Annotated in this window: 15 protein-coding genes; 10 read left to right on the top strand and 5 right to left on the bottom strand. The window is 62.2% G+C overall.

Annotation, left to right across the window (positions count from 1 at the left end):
* The first annotated feature begins 2 nt into the window (after nucleotides 1-2).
* The 10 genes from nuoE to nuoN all read left to right on the top strand — a co-directional run bounded on the left by nuoE (nucleotide 3) and on the right by nuoN (nucleotide 11,981).
* The gene (nuoE, locus tag ACIPO9_RS01980) at nucleotides 3-500 is read left to right on the top strand and encodes an NADH-quinone oxidoreductase subunit NuoE (protein WP_274135645.1); all 498 of its coding nucleotides are present in this window, start codon (nucleotides 3-5) and stop codon (nucleotides 498-500) included.
* Nucleotides 497-1,858 (top strand): NADH-quinone oxidoreductase subunit NuoF, encoded by a 1,362-nt coding sequence (gene nuoF / locus ACIPO9_RS01985; RefSeq protein WP_400603962.1) that lies wholly within the window; start codon nucleotides 497-499, stop codon nucleotides 1,856-1,858. The genes nuoE and nuoF overlap by 4 nt, the downstream gene beginning before the upstream one ends.
* Before the next feature lie 139 nt (nucleotides 1,859-1,997).
* Nucleotides 1,998-4,715 (top strand): NADH-quinone oxidoreductase subunit NuoG, encoded by a 2,718-nt coding sequence (nuoG, locus tag ACIPO9_RS01990; RefSeq protein ID WP_400778574.1) that lies wholly within the window; start codon nucleotides 1,998-2,000, stop codon nucleotides 4,713-4,715.
* On the top strand, nucleotides 4,712-5,701 hold the full coding sequence (nuoH, locus tag ACIPO9_RS01995) for an NADH-quinone oxidoreductase subunit NuoH (RefSeq protein WP_274135651.1): 990 nt from the start codon (nucleotides 4,712-4,714) through the stop codon (nucleotides 5,699-5,701). The genes nuoG and nuoH overlap by 4 nt, the downstream gene beginning before the upstream one ends.
* Nucleotides 5,702-5,712: 11 nt before the next feature.
* The gene (gene nuoI, locus ACIPO9_RS02000) at nucleotides 5,713-6,261 is read left to right on the top strand and encodes an NADH-quinone oxidoreductase subunit NuoI (RefSeq protein ID WP_062380730.1); all 549 of its coding nucleotides are present in this window, start codon (nucleotides 5,713-5,715) and stop codon (nucleotides 6,259-6,261) included.
* A 9-nt stretch (nucleotides 6,262-6,270) separates the two neighbouring features.
* Nucleotides 6,271-6,771: an NADH-quinone oxidoreductase subunit J gene (gene nuoJ, locus ACIPO9_RS02005; RefSeq protein ID WP_274135652.1), complete on the top strand. Its 501-nt coding sequence runs from the start codon at nucleotides 6,271-6,273 to the stop codon at nucleotides 6,769-6,771.
* Nucleotides 6,772-6,775: 4 nt separating this feature from the next.
* A complete protein-coding gene (nuoK, locus tag ACIPO9_RS02010; protein WP_037008802.1) occupies nucleotides 6,776-7,087 on the top strand; it encodes an NADH-quinone oxidoreductase subunit NuoK in 312 nt (103 codons plus the stop codon).
* Nucleotides 7,084-8,931, top strand: a complete 1,848-nt coding sequence (nuoL, locus tag ACIPO9_RS02015; RefSeq protein WP_400778577.1) for an NADH-quinone oxidoreductase subunit L — start codon at nucleotides 7,084-7,086, stop codon at nucleotides 8,929-8,931. The genes nuoK and nuoL overlap by 4 nt, the downstream gene beginning before the upstream one ends.
* 52 nt (nucleotides 8,932-8,983) lie before the next feature.
* Complete coding sequence (nuoM, locus tag ACIPO9_RS02020) at nucleotides 8,984-10,516, top strand: NADH-quinone oxidoreductase subunit M (RefSeq protein ID WP_274135654.1); 1,533 nt, start codon at nucleotides 8,984-8,986, stop codon at nucleotides 10,514-10,516.
* Nucleotides 10,517-10,523: 7 nt separating this feature from the next.
* Complete coding sequence (gene nuoN / locus ACIPO9_RS02025; RefSeq protein WP_400778579.1) at nucleotides 10,524-11,981, top strand: NADH-quinone oxidoreductase subunit NuoN; 1,458 nt, start codon at nucleotides 10,524-10,526, stop codon at nucleotides 11,979-11,981.
* Between the two features lie 276 nt (nucleotides 11,982-12,257).
* On the opposite strand, the gene ACIPO9_RS02030 is transcribed toward nuoN, so the two are convergent.
* The 5 genes from ACIPO9_RS02030 to ACIPO9_RS02050 form a co-directional block, all read right to left on the bottom strand.
* On the bottom strand, nucleotides 12,258-13,322 hold the full coding sequence (locus ACIPO9_RS02030; RefSeq protein WP_400778581.1) for an AI-2E family transporter: 1,065 nt from the start codon (nucleotides 13,320-13,322) through the stop codon (nucleotides 12,258-12,260).
* Between the two features lie 109 nt (nucleotides 13,323-13,431).
* Nucleotides 13,432-14,769 carry a sensor histidine kinase gene (locus ACIPO9_RS02035; protein WP_400778583.1) on the bottom strand — a complete coding sequence of 446 codons (1,338 nt, stop codon included), beginning with the start codon at nucleotides 14,767-14,769 and terminating at the stop codon, nucleotides 13,432-13,434.
* A complete protein-coding gene (locus ACIPO9_RS02040; RefSeq protein ID WP_400778586.1) occupies nucleotides 14,766-15,434 on the bottom strand; it encodes a response regulator transcription factor in 669 nt (222 codons plus the stop codon). The genes ACIPO9_RS02035 and ACIPO9_RS02040 overlap by 4 nt, the downstream gene beginning before the upstream one ends.
* Nucleotides 15,434-15,763, bottom strand: a complete 330-nt coding sequence (locus tag ACIPO9_RS02045) for a PepSY domain-containing protein (RefSeq protein ID WP_274136159.1) — start codon at nucleotides 15,761-15,763, stop codon at nucleotides 15,434-15,436. Before ACIPO9_RS02045 ends, ACIPO9_RS02040 begins: the two co-directional genes overlap by 1 nt.
* The gene (locus ACIPO9_RS02050) at nucleotides 15,763-16,071 is read right to left on the bottom strand and encodes a PepSY domain-containing protein (protein ID WP_274136157.1); all 309 of its coding nucleotides are present in this window, start codon (nucleotides 16,069-16,071) and stop codon (nucleotides 15,763-15,765) included. Before ACIPO9_RS02050 ends, ACIPO9_RS02045 begins: the two co-directional genes overlap by 1 nt.
* Nucleotides 16,072-16,214: the final 143 nt, after the last annotated feature.

The following is a 16,214-nucleotide window of genomic DNA, read 5'->3' on the forward strand; positions in this document are numbered from 1 at the left end:
GCATGAACAGCACGCTCATCCAGACAGACCGTTTCGCCCTGAGCGAAACCGAGCGCTCGGCCATCGAGCACGAAATGCATCACTACGAGGACCCGCGCGCGGCGTCCATCGAAGCCCTGAAGATCGTCCAGAAGGAGCGTGGCTGGGTGCCGGACGGCGCCATCTACGCCATCGGCGAAGTGCTGGGCATCCCGGCCAGCGACGTTGAAGGTGTGGCCACGTTCTACAGCCAGATCTTCCGTCAGCCCGTAGGCCGCCACATCATCCGCGTCTGCAACAGCATGGTCTGCTTCATCGCCGGCCACGAAGACATCGTCGGCGAAATCCAGAGCAAGCTGGGCATCGGCCTGGGCCAGACCACCGCCGATGGCCGCTTCACCCTGCTGCCGGCCTGCTGCCTGGGCAACTGCGACAAGGCACCGGCGGTGATGATCGACGACGACACCTTCGGCAATCTGCAGCCGGCGGGCGTAGCCCAGTTGCTGGAGAACTACGTATGAAAATCACTTCCTTCGGCCCGGCCAACCTGATTGCCCGCACCCCGGAAACCCATCCCCTGACCTGGCGCCTGCGTGACGACGGCGAGCCTGTGTGGTTCGACGAATACGTCGCCAAAGACGGCTACGCCGCAGCCCGCAAGGCGTTTGCCCAGCAATCGCCTGACGAAATCGTGCAGTCGGTCAAGGATTCCGGCCTCAAGGGCCGCGGCGGTGCGGGCTTCCCGACCGGCGTGAAATGGGGCCTGATGCCCAAAGACGAATCCCTGAACATCCGCTACCTGCTGTGCAACGCGGACGAGATGGAACCCAACACCTGGAAAGACCGCATGCTGATGGAGCAACTGCCCCATCTGCTGGTTGAAGGCATGCTCATCAGTGCCCGCGCGCTGAAAGCCTACCGCGGCTACATCTTCCTGCGTGGCGAGTACGTAACTGCCGCCAAGCACCTGAACCGCGCCGTGGAAGAAGCCAAGGCCGCAGGCCTGCTGGGCAAGAACATCCTGGGCACCGGTTTCGACTTCGAGCTGTTCGTGCACACCGGTGCCGGGCGTTACATCTGCGGTGAAGAAACCGCACTGATCAACTCCCTGGAAGGCCGCCGCGCCAACCCGCGCTCCAAGCCGCCCTTCCCTGCCGCTGTCGGCGTGTGGGGCAAGCCTACGTGCGTGAACAACGTCGAAACCCTGTGCAACGTCCCGGCGATCGTCAACAACGGCAACGACTGGTACAAGTCGCTGGCCCGCGAAGGCAGCGAAGACCACGGCACCAAGCTGATGGGCTTCTCCGGCAAGGTCAAGAACCCGGGCATCTGGGAGCTGCCATTCGGCCTGCCAGCGCGCGAGCTGTTCGAAGACTACGCAGGCGGGATGCGCGACGGCTTCAAGCTCAAGTGCTGGCAGCCAGGCGGTGCCGGTACCGGTTTCCTGTTGCCTGAGCACCTGGACTGCGCCTTCTACGCCGGTGGCGTGGCCAAGGTCGGCACCCGTATGGGTACCGGTCTTGCGATGGCCGTGGACGACAAGGTCAACATGGTCTCCCTGCTGCGCAACATGGAAGAGTTCTTCGCCCAGGAGTCGTGCGGTTTCTGCACACCTTGCCGCGACGGTCTACCGTGGAGCGTGAAGATGCTGCGCGCCCTCGAAAACGGCCAGGGTCAACCGGGCGACATCGAGACGCTGCTGGGGTTGGTCAACTTCCTCGGCCCAGGCAAGACCTTCTGCGCCCACGCACCGGGCGCCGTGGAACCTCTGGGCAGCGCGATCAAATACTTCCGCCCGGAATTCGAGGCAGGCATCGCACCGCAGCGTGCGGCGTCAGGTCTGGTTCCAGGTAAAGCGCCGACCATCGTCGGCGCATAAAAAGACTGACCGGTCGATAAGCCCACAAGGCCTGTCGACCTTTGCCCCGGTTGCGCCTCACTGGCTGTTTGAACCGTGGCAGCACCGAGATTCCATTAGCCACGCCCGCTGACACCGGGCCAACGAAGACCTTTGAACCATGGCTACTATCCACGTAGACGGCAAAGCGCTCGAAGTCGATGGCGCAGACAACCTGTTACAGGCATGTCTGTCGCTGGGCCTCGACATCCCTTATTTCTGCTGGCATCCAGCCCTTGGCAGTGTTGGCGCCTGTCGCCAGTGCGCGGTCAAGCAGTACACCGACGAGAACGACACCCGTGGTCGTATCGTCATGTCCTGCATGACCCCGGCCACTGACAACACCTGGATTTCCATCGACGACGAAGAATCCAAGGCGTTTCGCGCCAGCGTCGTCGAATGGCTGATGACCAACCACCCGCACGACTGCCCGGTCTGCGAGGAAGGCGGTCACTGCCACCTGCAAGACATGACGGTGATGACCGGCCACAACGAGCGCCGTTATCGCTTCACCAAACGCACCCACCAGAACCAGGAACTGGGGCCGTTCATCGCTCACGAGATGAACCGCTGCATCGCCTGCTACCGTTGCGTGCGTTTCTATAAGGACTACGCCGGCGGCACCGACCTTGGCGTGTTCGGCGCCCACGACAACGTGTACTTCGGTCGCGTTGAAAGCGGCACCCTGGAAAGCGAATTCTCCGGCAACCTCACCGAGGTCTGCCCGACCGGTGTGTTCACCGACAAGACGCACTCCGAGCGCTACAACCGCAAATGGGACATGCAGTTCTCGCCGAGCATCTGCCACGGCTGCTCCAGCGGCTGCAACATCAGCCCGGGCGAGCGTTATGGCGAAATCCGCCGTATCGAGAACCGCTACAACGGTTCGGTCAACCAGTACTTCCTGTGCGACCGTGGCCGTTTCGGCTATGGCTACGTCAACCGCAAGGACCGTCCGCGCCAGCCACTGCTGGCCAACGGCAACGTCAAGCTGAGCCTGGACGAAGCGCTGGACAAGGCCGCCGACCTGCTGCGCGGTCGCAATATCGTCGGTATCGGCTCGCCACGCGCAAGCCTGGAAAGCAACTTCGCCCTGCGCGAACTGGTCGGCGCCCAGCACTTCTACTCGGGTATCGAGGCCGGTGAGCTTGAGCGTCTGCGCCTGGTGGCCCAGGTCCTGAAAGACAGCCCGCTGCCGATTCCGACCCTGCGCGAGATCGAAGAGCACGACGCCGTGTTCATCCTCGGCGAAGACGTCACACAGACGGCCGCGCGCATGGCCCTGGGCCTGCGCCAACTGGTGAAGAACAAAGCCGAAGACATGGCCGCTGCGATGAAAGTCCAGCCATGGCTCGACGCTGCCGTGAAAAACATCGGTCAGCACGAGATGAACCCGCTGTTCATCGCAAGCCTGGCTGATACCCGCCTGGACGACGTCGCCGAAGAGTGCGTGCACGCCGCTCCCGACGATCTCGCCCGCATCGGTTTCGCCGTGGCCCACGCCATCGACCCGAGCGCGCCTGCCGTTAGCGGTCTGGACAGCGAAGCCCTGGAACTGGCTCAGCGCATCGCCGATGCCCTGCTGGCCGCCAAGCGTCCGCTGATCGTCTCCGGTGCCTCGCTGGGCTCCAACGCGCTGATCGAAGCAGCTGCCAACATCGCCAAGGCCCTGAAACTGCGCGACAAGAACGGCTCCCTGAGCCTGATCGTGCCGGAAGCCAACAGCATGGGCCTGACCCTGTTCGGTGGCGATTCGGTGGATGCCGCGCTGCAACAGGTGATCTCGGGCCAGGCCGACGCCATCGTCGTACTGGAAAACGATCTGTTCACCCGTGTCGATGCCGCCACCGTCGAGGCTGCGCTGAACGCTGCCAAAGTGGTGATCGTCGCCGACCATCAGAAGACCGCCACCACTGACCGCGCCGACCTGATCCTGCCAGCCGCCAGCTTCGCTGAAGGCGACGGTACGCTGGTCAGCCAGGAAGGCCGCGCCCAGCGTTTCTTCCAGGTCTACGATCCAACCTACCTGGACAGCAGCATTCTGGTTCACGAAGGCTGGCGCTGGCTGCATGCCCTGCGCGCGACCCTGCTGAACAAGCCGGTGGACTGGACCCAACTGGACCACGTCACCGAAGCCTGCGCCGCAAGCAACGCGCAACTGGCCGGCATCGTCGGTGCTGCGCCTTCGGCCAGCTTCCGCATCAAGGGCCTGAAACTGGCTCGCGAACCGCTGCGTTACAGCGGCCGGACCGCCATGCGCGCCAACATCAGCGTGCACGAGCCGCGTACCTCCCAGGACCAGGACTCGGCGTTCTCGTTCTCGATGGAAGGCTACTCGGGTTCCGCCGAACCGCGCTCCCAGGTGCCATTCGCCTGGTCGCCGGGCTGGAACTCCCCGCAAGCGTGGAACAAGTTCCAGGACGAAGTCGGTGGTCACCTGCGTGCTGGCGATCCGGGCGTACGCCTGATCGAAAGCAGCGGCGACAAGCTGAGCTGGTTCGCTGGCGTGCCTCGCGCCTTCTCCCCTGCCCAGGGCACTTGGCAGGTCGTGCCGTTCTTCCACCTGTTCGGCAGCGAGGAGAACTCCTCCAAGGCCGCGCCGGTGCAGGAGCGTATCCCTGAAGCCTACGTCGCACTGGCCAAGTCCGAAGCGGACCGCCTGGGCGTCAACGACGGTGCCATGCTCAGCCTCAACGTTGCCGGCCAGACCCTGCGTCTGCCGCTGCGCATCAACGAAGAGCTGGGCGCAGGTCTGGTGGCACTGCCATCGGGTCTGGCCGGCATTCCTCCGGCGCTGGCCGGGAAAACCGTTGAGGGTCTGCAGGAGGCAGCACAATGACGTGGTTTACCCCTGAAGTGATCGACTCGATCATCGCGGTCCTCAAGGCCATCGTGGTGCTGCTCGCCGTGGTGGTCTGCGGCGCCTTGCTCAGCTTCGTCGAACGTCGTCTGCTGGGCTGGTGGCAGGACCGTTACGGTCCTAACCGCGTCGGCCCGTTCGGCATGTTCCAGATCGCAGCGGACATGCTGAAGATGTTCTTCAAGGAAGACTGGAACCCGCCGTTCGTTGACCGGATGATCTTCACCCTGGCGCCCGTCGTTGCGATGAGCGCCCTGCTGATCGCGTTCTCGATCATCCCGATCACCCAGACCTGGGTGGTCGCGGACCTGAACATCGGCCTGCTGTTCTTCTTCGCCATGGCGGGTCTGTCGGTCTACGCGGTGCTGTTCGCCGGCTGGTCGTCGAACAACAAGTACGCCCTCCTGGGCAGCTTGCGTGCCTCGGCACAGACCGTCTCGTACGAAGTGTTCCTGGGCCTGTCCCTGATGGGCATCATCGTGCAGGTCGGTTCGTTCAACATGGGCGACATCGTTCAGTACCAGGCTGACCATCTGTGGTTCATCATTCCGCAGTTCTTCGGCTTCTGTACCTTCTTCATCGCAGGCGTAGCCGTGACTCACCGTCACCCCTTCGACCAGCCGGAAGCGGAACAGGAACTGGCCGACGGTTACCACATTGAATACGCCGGCATGAAATGGGGCATGTTCTTCGTCGGTGAGTACATCGGCATCATCCTGATCTCGGCGCTGCTGGTAACGCTGTTCTTCGGTGGCTGGCACGGTCCGTTCAACATCCTGCCGCAACTGTCGTTCATGTGGTTCGTTCTGAAAACCGCGTTCTTCATCATGCTGTTCATCCTGCTGCGCGCTTCTATCCCGCGTCCGCGTTATGACCAGGTGATGGATTTCAGCTGGAAGTTCTGCCTGCCACTGACCCTGATCAATTTGCTGGTGACCGCTGCGGTCGTCCTGGCGGCTCAGTGAGGATTTGACCCATGTTCAAATATATTGGCGACATCGTTAAGGGTACGGGTACCCAGCTACGCAGCCTGATCATGGTCTTCGGCCATGGCTTCCGTAAGCGTGACACCCTGCAATATCCGGAAGAAGCGGTTTACCTGCCGCCACGCTACCGCGGTCGTATCGTGCTGACGCGCGACCCCGACGGCGAAGAGCGCTGCGTGGCCTGCAACCTGTGCGCCGTGGCCTGCCCGGTCGGCTGTATCTCGCTGCAGAAAGCCGAGACCGAAGATGGTCGCTGGTACCCGGACTTCTTCCGCATCAACTTCTCGCGTTGCATCTTCTGCGGTCTCTGTGAAGAAGCCTGCCCGACCACCGCGATCCAGCTCACGCCGGACTTCGAGATGGCCGAGTTCAAGCGTCAGGATCTGGTGTACGAGAAGGAAGATCTGCTGATCTCCGGTCCCGGCAAGAACCCTGACTACAACTTCTACCGCGTTGCGGGTATGGCCATCGCTGGCAAGCCGAAAGGCGCTGCACAGAACGAAGCCGAGCCGATCAACGTCAAGAGCTTGCTGCCTTAAGGAAGAAAGATGGAATTCGCTTTCTATTTCGCATCCGGCATCGCTGTTGTGTCCACCTTCCGGGTGATCACCAACACGAACCCGGTGCACGCCCTGCTCTACCTGATCATTTCGCTGATCGCCGTGGCCATGACCTTCTTCAGCCTCGGCGCACCGTTCGCCGGTGCCCTGGAAGTGATCGCCTACGCTGGCGCCATCATGGTGCTGTTCGTGTTCGTGGTGATGATGCTGAACCTGGGCCCGGCCTCGGTTCAGCAGGAACGCGCCTGGCTCAAGCCCGGTATCTGGCTCGGCCCGATCCTGCTGGGCGGCCTGCTGCTGGCCGAACTGCTGTATGTGCTGTTCGCCGACTCCACCGGTGCCGGCATCGGCCACACCACCGTGGACGCCAAGGCCGTGGGCGTCAGCCTGTTCGGCCCTTACCTGCTGGTTGTCGAACTCGCGTCGATGCTGCTGCTCGCTGCAGCCGTGACCGCGTTCCACGTCGGCCGCAACGAGGCGAAGGAGTAATCACATGAACTCAGCTATTCCTCTGGAACATGGCCTGGCGGTTGCCGGGATCCTGTTCTGCCTCGGCCTGGCGGGCCTGTTGGTACGCCGCAACATTCTGTTCGTGTTGATGAGCCTGGAAGTGATGATGAACGCAGCCGCACTGGCTTTCGTCGTGGCGGGTAGCCGCTGGGCGCAGCCTGACGGCCAGATCATGTTCATCCTGGTGATCAGCCTTGCCGCAGCCGAGGCCAGTATTGGCCTTGCGATCCTGCTGCAACTGTATCGCCGCTTCCACACTCTCGATATCGACGCTGCCAGCGAGATGCGCGGATGAACCTACTCTTTCTGACTTTCGTATTCCCCCTGATCGGCTTCCTGCTGCTGTCGTTTTCACGCGGCAAGTGGTCGGAAAACCTGTCCGCCCTGGTCGGCGTCGGCTCCATTGGCCTGTCGGCCATCGTCGCTGCCTATGTGATCTGGCAATTCAACGTCTCGCCGCCCGAAGGCGGTCACCTGACCATGGTGCTGTGGCGCTGGATGTCGGTTGACGGCTTCGACCCCAACTTCGCCCTGTATGTCGATGGCCTGTCCATCACCATGCTCGGCGTCGTGGTCGGCGTTGGCTTCCTGATCCACCTGTTCGCGTCCTGGTACATGCGCGGTGAAGACGGTTATTCGCGCTTCTTCGCGTACACCAACCTGTTCATCGCCAGCATGTTGTTCCTGATCCTGGGCGACAACCTGCTGTTCATCTACTTCGGTTGGGAAGGCGTGGGCCTGTGCTCGTACCTGTTGATCGGTTTCTACTACAGCAACCGCAACAACGGTAACGCGGCACTCAAAGCCTTCATCGTGACCCGCATCGGCGATGTATTCATGGCCATCGGCCTGTTCATCCTGTTCCAGCAACTGGGCACGCTGAACATTCAGGAACTGCTGGTACGTGCGCCACAGCACTTCAAGGTTGGCGATTTCTGGATCGTGCTGGCGACCCTGATGCTGCTGGGCGGTGCGGTCGGTAAATCCGCGCAACTGCCGCTGCAGACCTGGCTGGCGGACGCGATGGCCGGTCCTACCCCGGTTTCGGCACTGATCCACGCCGCAACCATGGTGACCGCGGGCGTCTACCTGATCGCCCGTACCCACGGCCTGTTCGCCCTGGCGCCGGACATCCTGCACCTGGTCGGCATCGTCGGCGGTGTGACCCTGGTGCTGGCCGGTTTCGCAGCCCTGGTTCAGACCGACATCAAGCGTATCCTCGCCTACTCGACCATGAGCCAGATCGGCTACATGTTCCTGGCGTTGGGTGTGGGTGCATGGGAAGGCGCGATCTTCCACCTGATGACCCACGCCTTCTTCAAGGCCCTGCTGTTCCTTGCTTCGGGTGCGGTGATCGTTGCCTGCCACCACGAGCAGAACATCTTCAAGATGGGCGGCCTGTGGAAGAAACTGCCACTGGCCTACACCAGCTTCATCGTCGGCGGCGCGGCCCTGGCGGCATTGCCTCTGGTCACCGCGGGCTTCTACTCCAAGGACGAGATCCTCTGGGAAGCCTTCGCCAGCGGCCATCAGTACCTGCTGTACGCAGGTCTGGTCGGTGCCTTCATGACTTCGCTGTACACCTTCCGCCTGATCTTCATCGCCTTCCACGGCGAAGCCAAGACCGAAGCTCACGCCGGCCACGGGATTTCCCACTGGCTGCCGCTGAGCGTGCTGATCGTGCTGTCGACCTTCATCGGTGCCTGGATTCATCCGCCACTGGCCGGCGTGCTGCCGGAAAGTGCCGGTCACGCAGGCGGCGAAGCCAAGCACAGCCTGGAAATCGCCTCGGGCGCCATCGCCCTGGCCGGTATCCTGCTGGCAGCCCTGCTGTTCCTGGGCAAGCGTCGTCTGGTGACGGCCATCGCCAACAGCGGTCCGGGTCGCGTCCTGTCCGCCTGGTGGTTCGCGGCATGGGGCTTCGACTGGGTTTACGACGTGCTGTTCGTCAAACCTTACCTGGCTATCAGCCGCATCCTGCGTGGCGACCCGCTCGACCACACGATCGGTCTGATCCCGCGTCTGGCAAAAGCCGGTAACGGCCTGATGAGCCGTACTGAAAATGGTCAGCTGCGCTGGTATGCCGCTTCTATCGCCGCAGGTGCCGTACTGGTGCTTGGCGCGATTGTGCTGGTCTGATGAGTCGATCTGACATGAACCTTGCGACTTTGCGAAAGGAATTGAGCCCGTCATGATTCTGCCTTGGCTAATCCTGATCCCCTTCATCGGCGGCCTTCTGTGCTGGCAAGGTGAGCGCTTCGGCCCTACCCTGCCGCGCTGGATTGCGCTGGCGACGATGTCCCTGCTGACTGCCCTTGCCCTGTGGCTGTGGAGCATCGGTACTTATAGCTACGCTCCGGCTCCCGGCGCGGACCCGACCTGGGCCCTGGAATTCAAGGCCCAGTGGATCCAGCGCTTCGGCATCAGCGTGCATCTGGCACTCGACGGCCTGTCGTTGCTGATGATCCTGCTGACCGGCCTTTTGGGTGTGCTGTCGGTACTCTGCTCGTGGAAAGAGATCCAGCGTAACGTCGGCTTCTTCCACCTGAACCTGATGTGGATCCTGGGCGGTGTCGTTGGCGTGTTCCTGGCCATCGACCTGTTCATGTTCTTCTTCTTCTGGGAAATGATGCTGGTGCCGATGTTCTTCCTCATCGCGCTCTGGGGTCACAGCTCGGCAGATGGCAAGAAGACTCGTATCTACGCCGCGACCAAGTTCTTCATCTTCACTCAGGCCAGCGGTCTGATCATGTTGGTGGCGATCCTGGGCCTGGTGCTGGTGCACTTCAACCAGACTGGCGTCATCACCTTCGGCTACGCCGATCTGCTGAAGACCAAGCTGGCCCCTGGCACCGAGTACATCCTGATGCTGGGCTTCTTCATCGCCTTCGCGGTGAAGCTGCCGATCGTGCCGCTGCACTCCTGGCTGCCTGACGCTCACGCCCAGGCGCCGACCGCAGGTTCCGTGGATCTGGCAGGTATCCTGCTCAAGACCGCTGCCTATGGTCTGCTGCGCTTTGCCTTGCCGCTGTTCCCCAACGCTTCGGCGGAGTTTGCGCCCATCGCCATGGTGCTGGGCCTGATCGGTATCTTCTACGGTGCCTTCCTGGCTTTCGCCCAGACCGACATCAAGCGCCTGATCGCCTTCTCCAGCGTCTCGCACATGGGCTTCGTGCTGATCGGTATCTACTCCGGCAGCCAGCAGGCCCTGCAAGGTGTCGTGGTACAGATGCTGGCCCACGGTCTGTCGGCCGCTGCACTCTTTATCCTCAGCGGCCAGCTTTACGAGCGCCTGCACACCCGTGACATGCGCGAAATGGGCGGCCTGTGGAACAAGATCGCTTACCTGCCGGCCATCAGCCTGTTCTTCGCGGCTGCGTCGCTGGGCCTGCCAGGCACCGGCAACTTCGTCGGCGAGTTCCTGATCCTGATCGGCACCTTCGTCAGCGCACCGTGGATCACCGCCATCGCTACCTCTGGCCTGGTGTTCGGTTCGGTCTACTCGCTGATCATGATCCACCGTGCCTACTTCGGCCCTGCAAAGACCGAAGAGATCCTCAAAGGCATGGATGGACGGGAATTGATCATGGTGCTGGGCCTGGCCGTGTTGCTGGTTCTGCTGGGTGTCTACCCGCAGCCGGTGCTGGACACTTCCTCGGCGACCATGCATGGCGTGCAGCAATGGCTCGGCACTGCCTTCACTCAACTCGCTTCGGCCCGGTAAGAGCGCTATGGACCTGACGATTCAACACTTTATTGCGCTTGCGCCGCTGCTGATTACCAGCATCACCGTCGTGGTGGTGATGCTGGGCATCGCGTGGCGTCGCAACCACTCGCAATCGTTCCTGCTGACCGTGGCAGGACTCAACCTGGCTCTGCTGTCGATCTACCCGGCCTACAAGGTCGCGCCACTGGTGGTCACCCCACTGCTGCAGATCGACAGCTTCGCCTGCCTGTACATGGGCATCATCCTGGTCTCGACCCTGGCCTGCGTCACCCTGGCTCACGCCTACATGGGTGAAGGCAAGGCCGGCTACCCGGGCAACCGCGAAGAGCTGTACCTGCTGATCCTGATGGCCGCCGCCGGTGGCCTGGTGCTGGTATCCGCGCAACATCTGGCGGGCCTGTTCATCGGTCTGGAACTGCTCTCGGTGCCGGTCTACGGCCTGGTGGCGTACGCCTTCTTCAACAAGCGTTCGCTGGAAGCCGGTATCAAGTACATGGTGCTGTCGGCCGCGGGTTCCGCGTTCCTGCTGTTCGGCATGGCGCTGCTGTACGCCGATGCAGGCAGCCTGAGCTTCAGCGAGATCGGCAAGGCCATCGCGGCCACCGGCATGCCGAGCAGCATGGCAAGCCTGGGTCTGGGCATGATGCTGATCGGCCTGGGCTTCAAGCTGTCGCTGGTGCCGTTCCACCTGTGGACGCCGGACGTGTACGAAGGCGCCCCTGCCCCGGTGGCGGCATTCCTGGCCACCGCCAGCAAGGTCGCGGTGTTCGGAGTGCTGGTCCGCCTGTTCCAGATCTCGCCTGCGGCTACCAGCGGCGTGCTGACCGATGTCATGTCGGTGATCGCCGTGGCATCGATCCTGATCGGTAACCTGCTGGCCCTGACCCAGACCAACCTCAAGCGTCTGCTGGGTTACTCGTCCATTGCCCACTTCGGTTACCTGATGATCGCGATGGTCGCCAGCAAAGGCCTGGCAGTCGAAGCCATCAGCGTTTACCTGGTGACCTACGTGCTGACCAGCCTGGGCGCGTTCGGCGTGATCACGCTGATGTCCTCGCCGTACAGCGGCCGCGACGCCGACGCGATGTTCGAATACCGTGGTCTGTTCTGGCGCCGTCCGTACCTGACCGCCGTACTGACCGTGATGATGCTGTCCCTGGCCGGTATCCCGCTGACCACCGGCTTCATCGGCAAGTTCTACATCATCGCCACCGGCGTCGAGGCTCACCTGTGGTGGCTGACCGGCTCGCTGGTCATCGGTAGCGCCATCGGCGTGTTCTACTACCTGCGTGTGATGGTGACCCTGTACCTGCAGGACTCCAAGATCCAGCGCCACGATGCCCCGTTCAACTGGGCACAGCGTGCAGGCGGTGTGATGCTGCTGGCGATCACCCTGCTGGCGTTCTTCCTGGGCGTCTACCCGCAACCGATGCTGACCCTGGTGCAACACGCCGGGCTGTAATGGTCGGATGAAGTACAAAAAACCCTGCTCTTGAGCAGGGTTTTTTATTGTCTGGGGTATCAACCTCCCCCGTAGCAGCACGGCTTGCCGGCGGGGGCGCCCTTAAGATCGCTCCCGCCGGCAAGCCGTGCTGCTACGGGGGGTGGTTGTATCGACCAGCTCCGCACAACGCCTATCTGTGGGAGCGGGCTTGCCCGCGAAGGCGGTCGGTCTGGCACCCCAGCGCACATGATCCGGCGCATTCGCGGGCGAGCCCGCTCCTGCAACGAACCTCAACTACCCCGGCAAATTCACCTTCTGCTTGTCGCTGGTAAACAATCCCCACGTCGACATGAACAACGCCGCGATCATCGGGCCGATCACGAAGCCGTTCAGGCCGAAGATCGCCATGCCGCCCAGGGTCGAGATCAGGATCAGGTAATCGGGCATGCGGGTGTCCTTGCCCACCAGGATGGGCCTGAGCACGTTGTCCACCAAGCCGATCACGAATACGCCGAACAGCCCCAGCACAATCCCCTGCCAATACATCCCGCTGAGCAGGAAGTACGCCGCCACCGGCGCCCAGACGATCCCCGCCCCCACCGCTGGCAACAGCGAAAGAAATGCCATGAGCACCGCCCATAGCAGCGAACTCGGGATGTCCAGCACCCAGAAGATCAGCCCGCCCAGCGCGCCTTGAGTGATGGCGACTACCACGTTGCCCTTGACCGTCGCCCGCACCACGCGGGTGAACTTGAGTTGCAGGCGGCGTTTCTGTGGTTCGGCGAGGGGGATGGCAATGCGGATTCGGCGGGTCAGCTCCTGGCCGTCACGCAGGAAGAAAAACAGCAGGTACAGCATGATGAAGAAACTCACCACGAAATCGAAAGTACCCTGGCCGAAGCTGAACGCCTGGGTCGCCAGGTACTGGCTGCCCTGCATCGCCGCCTTGGAAATCTTGTCTTGCAGGCCCTTGAAGTCGCCCATGCCCAGACGATCGAGCCAGTGCTGCATCGATGCTGGAAGCAACGCCTTGAATTCAGCCAGGTATTTAGGGATGTCCAGTTGGCCGCTTTCGACATTCTTGTACAGCGCCGCGCCCTCCTGAACCATCAGCGTGCTGATGACGATCACCGGCAGGATGGCGATCACCAGGCACACCCCCAGGGTGCACAGCGAGGTGACGTTGCGCTTCCAGCCCAGGCGCATCAGCAGCCGGCGTTGCAGCGGCGCGAAGATCACGCCCAGCACCACGGCCCAGAACACAGCGCCGTAGAACGGCAGCAGAATCCAGATGAACGCCAGGCTGACCAGTATCAGCAGCAACATCAGGGTCTTGTTTTGTAGCGCGGTTTCGTTCATGTCTCTTCCATGTCATTGAGCCGCGCTGAATCGGCGGCCTAATGATTAGTCAGCCCGCCGCGACAGGAGTGCCCTGTGTAAGGCGCGCGAAACAGCCCACGGAAGCGCTTCAGACTGGGGATTGAGACAGGGCCTGGCGCTCGGGCAGATCGATGCGCACCTGCAAGCCGCCCAGCGGGCTTTCCAGCAGTTGGATCCGGCCGCCCCAGGACTCGACGATGTCCTTGACGATGCCGAGCCCCAGGCCATGCCCGGTCACCTGTTCATCCAGGCGATTGCCGCGCCCCAGCACATCCTCGCGTCGCTCGACGGGAATACCCGGACCGTCATCGTCGATCAGCAGACAGAAGCCGTTCTCCTCCTGAGTGATGCACAGGCAGACGCTGCTGTCGGCCCACTTGCAGGCGTTGTCCAGCAGGTTGCCCAGCATCTCGAGAATGTCTTCCCGATCCCAGGGCAGGACCAGCCCCGGCGTGACGTGATTGTTCAGCTCCAGGTGTTCGCCGTGCACCATGCGCAAGGTCGAGAACAAACCCGGCAACTCGACATCAGCCTCGAAACGCACCCCCGGCAAGGCATCGCCCGAAAGACGAGCGCGGTTGAGTTCGCGTTCCAGCCGCTGCTGAATCTGTGTCAGTTGCTCCCGCAGCGTGGCGCGCAGTTGCGGGTGGGCTTCAAGCTTCTGACCTTCGGCCAGACTCAACAGTACGGCCAGCGGTGTCTTGAGGGCATGCCCCAGATTGCCCAACGCGTTGCGTGAGCGCTTGAGGCTGTCCTCGGTGTGGGCCAGCAGGTGGTTGATCTGCGCCACCAGCGGCTCAAGTTCAAGGGGCACCTGTTCGTCGAGCTGTGATCGCTGGCCCTGTTGCAGTTGCTGAATCTGCTCGCGGGCCGTATCCAGCGGGCGCAGAGCACGGCGCACGGTCATTCGCTGGAGCACCAGAATGAGGATCAGTCCCGCCAGGCCCAGAGCCAGGCCGATTCGCTGAACCAGCGCAAAACTCGCCTTCACCGGCGAGTAATCCTGAGCGACAGTAATGGAAATCTTCTGGCCGAACTTGCGGTACTCGCTGTGCAGCACCAGCAGCGACTGCCTGCTCTTCTCAAGCTTCAGGTCGGCGTGCAGGCCAGGCTGCTCGGGCTGTGGCAGTTCAAGATCCCACAGCGAGCGCGAACGCCAGTGGCCGCCGTCGAAGTCGATGCGAAAGTAGTGACCCGAATACGGCCGTTGATAGCCCGGCGACAGGCGATGCTCGTCCAGTTGCAGACCGTTGGGCCCTCGAACGATAGCCACCAGCAGCAGTTCGCTGTCATTGCGCAGGCCGGATTCGAGGTAGCGTTGCAGGCCGACCTCAAACAGCCACAGGCTGATCTGAGCCAGTACCAGGCCGATGATGAGCAGCACGCTGACAAGGCCCAGGCTCAGGCGCCGCTGGATGGATCTCACCCCCCTGCCCCGCCGAACCGGTAACCCTGGCCGCGCCGGGTTTCGACGACGGCGCGCCCAAGCTTGCGGCGCAGATGGTTGACGTGGACTTCGATGACGTTGGAGTCGCGTTCGTTTCCGCCGTCATACAGGTGCTCGGCCAAATGGCTCTTGGAGAGGATCTGTTCAGGGTGCAGCATGAAGTAGCGCAGCAGGCGGAACTCGGCGGCGGTGAGCTGAATCTCTTCGCCATCACGGCTGACGCACTGCCGGCCCTCGTCCAGATGCAGCCCGGCGGCTTCCAGCTTCGGCTGGTTGGCAAGGCCTCGGGCGCGGCGTAGCAACGCCTGAATACGCAATTGCAGTTCTTCGGGGTGAAAGGGTTTGGTCAGGTAATCATCGGCACCGGCCTTGAGGCCTTCGATGCGCTCGGCCCAGGAACCACGGGCGGTGAGGATCAGCACCGGCGTCGACAGGCCCCCGGCGCGCCACTTCTGCAGCACCTCGAGCCCCGGGACGCCGGGCAGACCAAGGTCCAGCACGATCAGGTCATAGGGCTCGCTGGCCCCCTGGTGAATCGCGTCGCGGCCGTCGGCGAGCCAGTCAACCGCGTACCCCTGCCGGTTCAGAGTGCCGACCAGCTCATCGGCCAGGGGTACGTTGTCTTCAACCAATAGCAGACGCATCAATCATCTTCCTTGTCTTCCAGCAAGCGGCTGTCACGGGCATCGAATTTCAATTCGCGAACCACGTGATCCACCGTCAACAGCTCGATCTCGTAGACCAGCCGATCATGTTTCTCTTCCAGCTCCGCCTCCAGCAACCTGGAGCCGGGATAGCGTCCCAGTGCCTGTTCGATGAACTGCTCCAGCGGCAGGATCACGCCCTTGCGCCGAAGCTCCAGCGCCTGGTCCTGATTCAGGTCCCGCGCCGTGCAGACGGCCGAAGCCAGGACCACGCAGCTTGCGAGCACGCAATAAACGAGGCACTCGGCGGGACGCTTACTGGCGATCATCACTTGTCCTGATGATCCTTGAGTACCTGGCCGCTGACAGCGTCAACTTCGACATCCCATTCGACACCCTGGGCGTCGCGCAGGTCGACCTGATAAACGTACTTGCCATAGTGCTCTTCCAGCTCGGTGTCGGTAATGGTGGCATTGGGGTGTTTGGCCAGCGCCGCAGCATTGAGTTTCTCGAAAGACTGAATAGTACCTGCATCGCGCAGCTTGAGCGCCTGATCCGGGCCAAGATCCTTGGCTTGAACGTAACCGGCGGTGACAGCGAGGGCAGCAGCAGTGAAAAAGGCAGTAAAGGTGTTCATGGTGTTTCTCCGTTTTGGGTTCAGCGTGTTTACGGAATTCACGATAAACATCCGAACTTAATTGAAGCTGAATTTTCTGGCCACCTGCCATCACCCTGATCAGGGATCTGGTTCGCCCTTGAGCACTGACCAGTGGATATAAT

It is taken from the genome of Pseudomonas sp. NPDC090203 (assembly GCF_044746765.1).
Taxonomy (GTDB): Bacteria; Pseudomonadota; Gammaproteobacteria; order Pseudomonadales; family Pseudomonadaceae; genus Aquipseudomonas; species Aquipseudomonas putida_AD.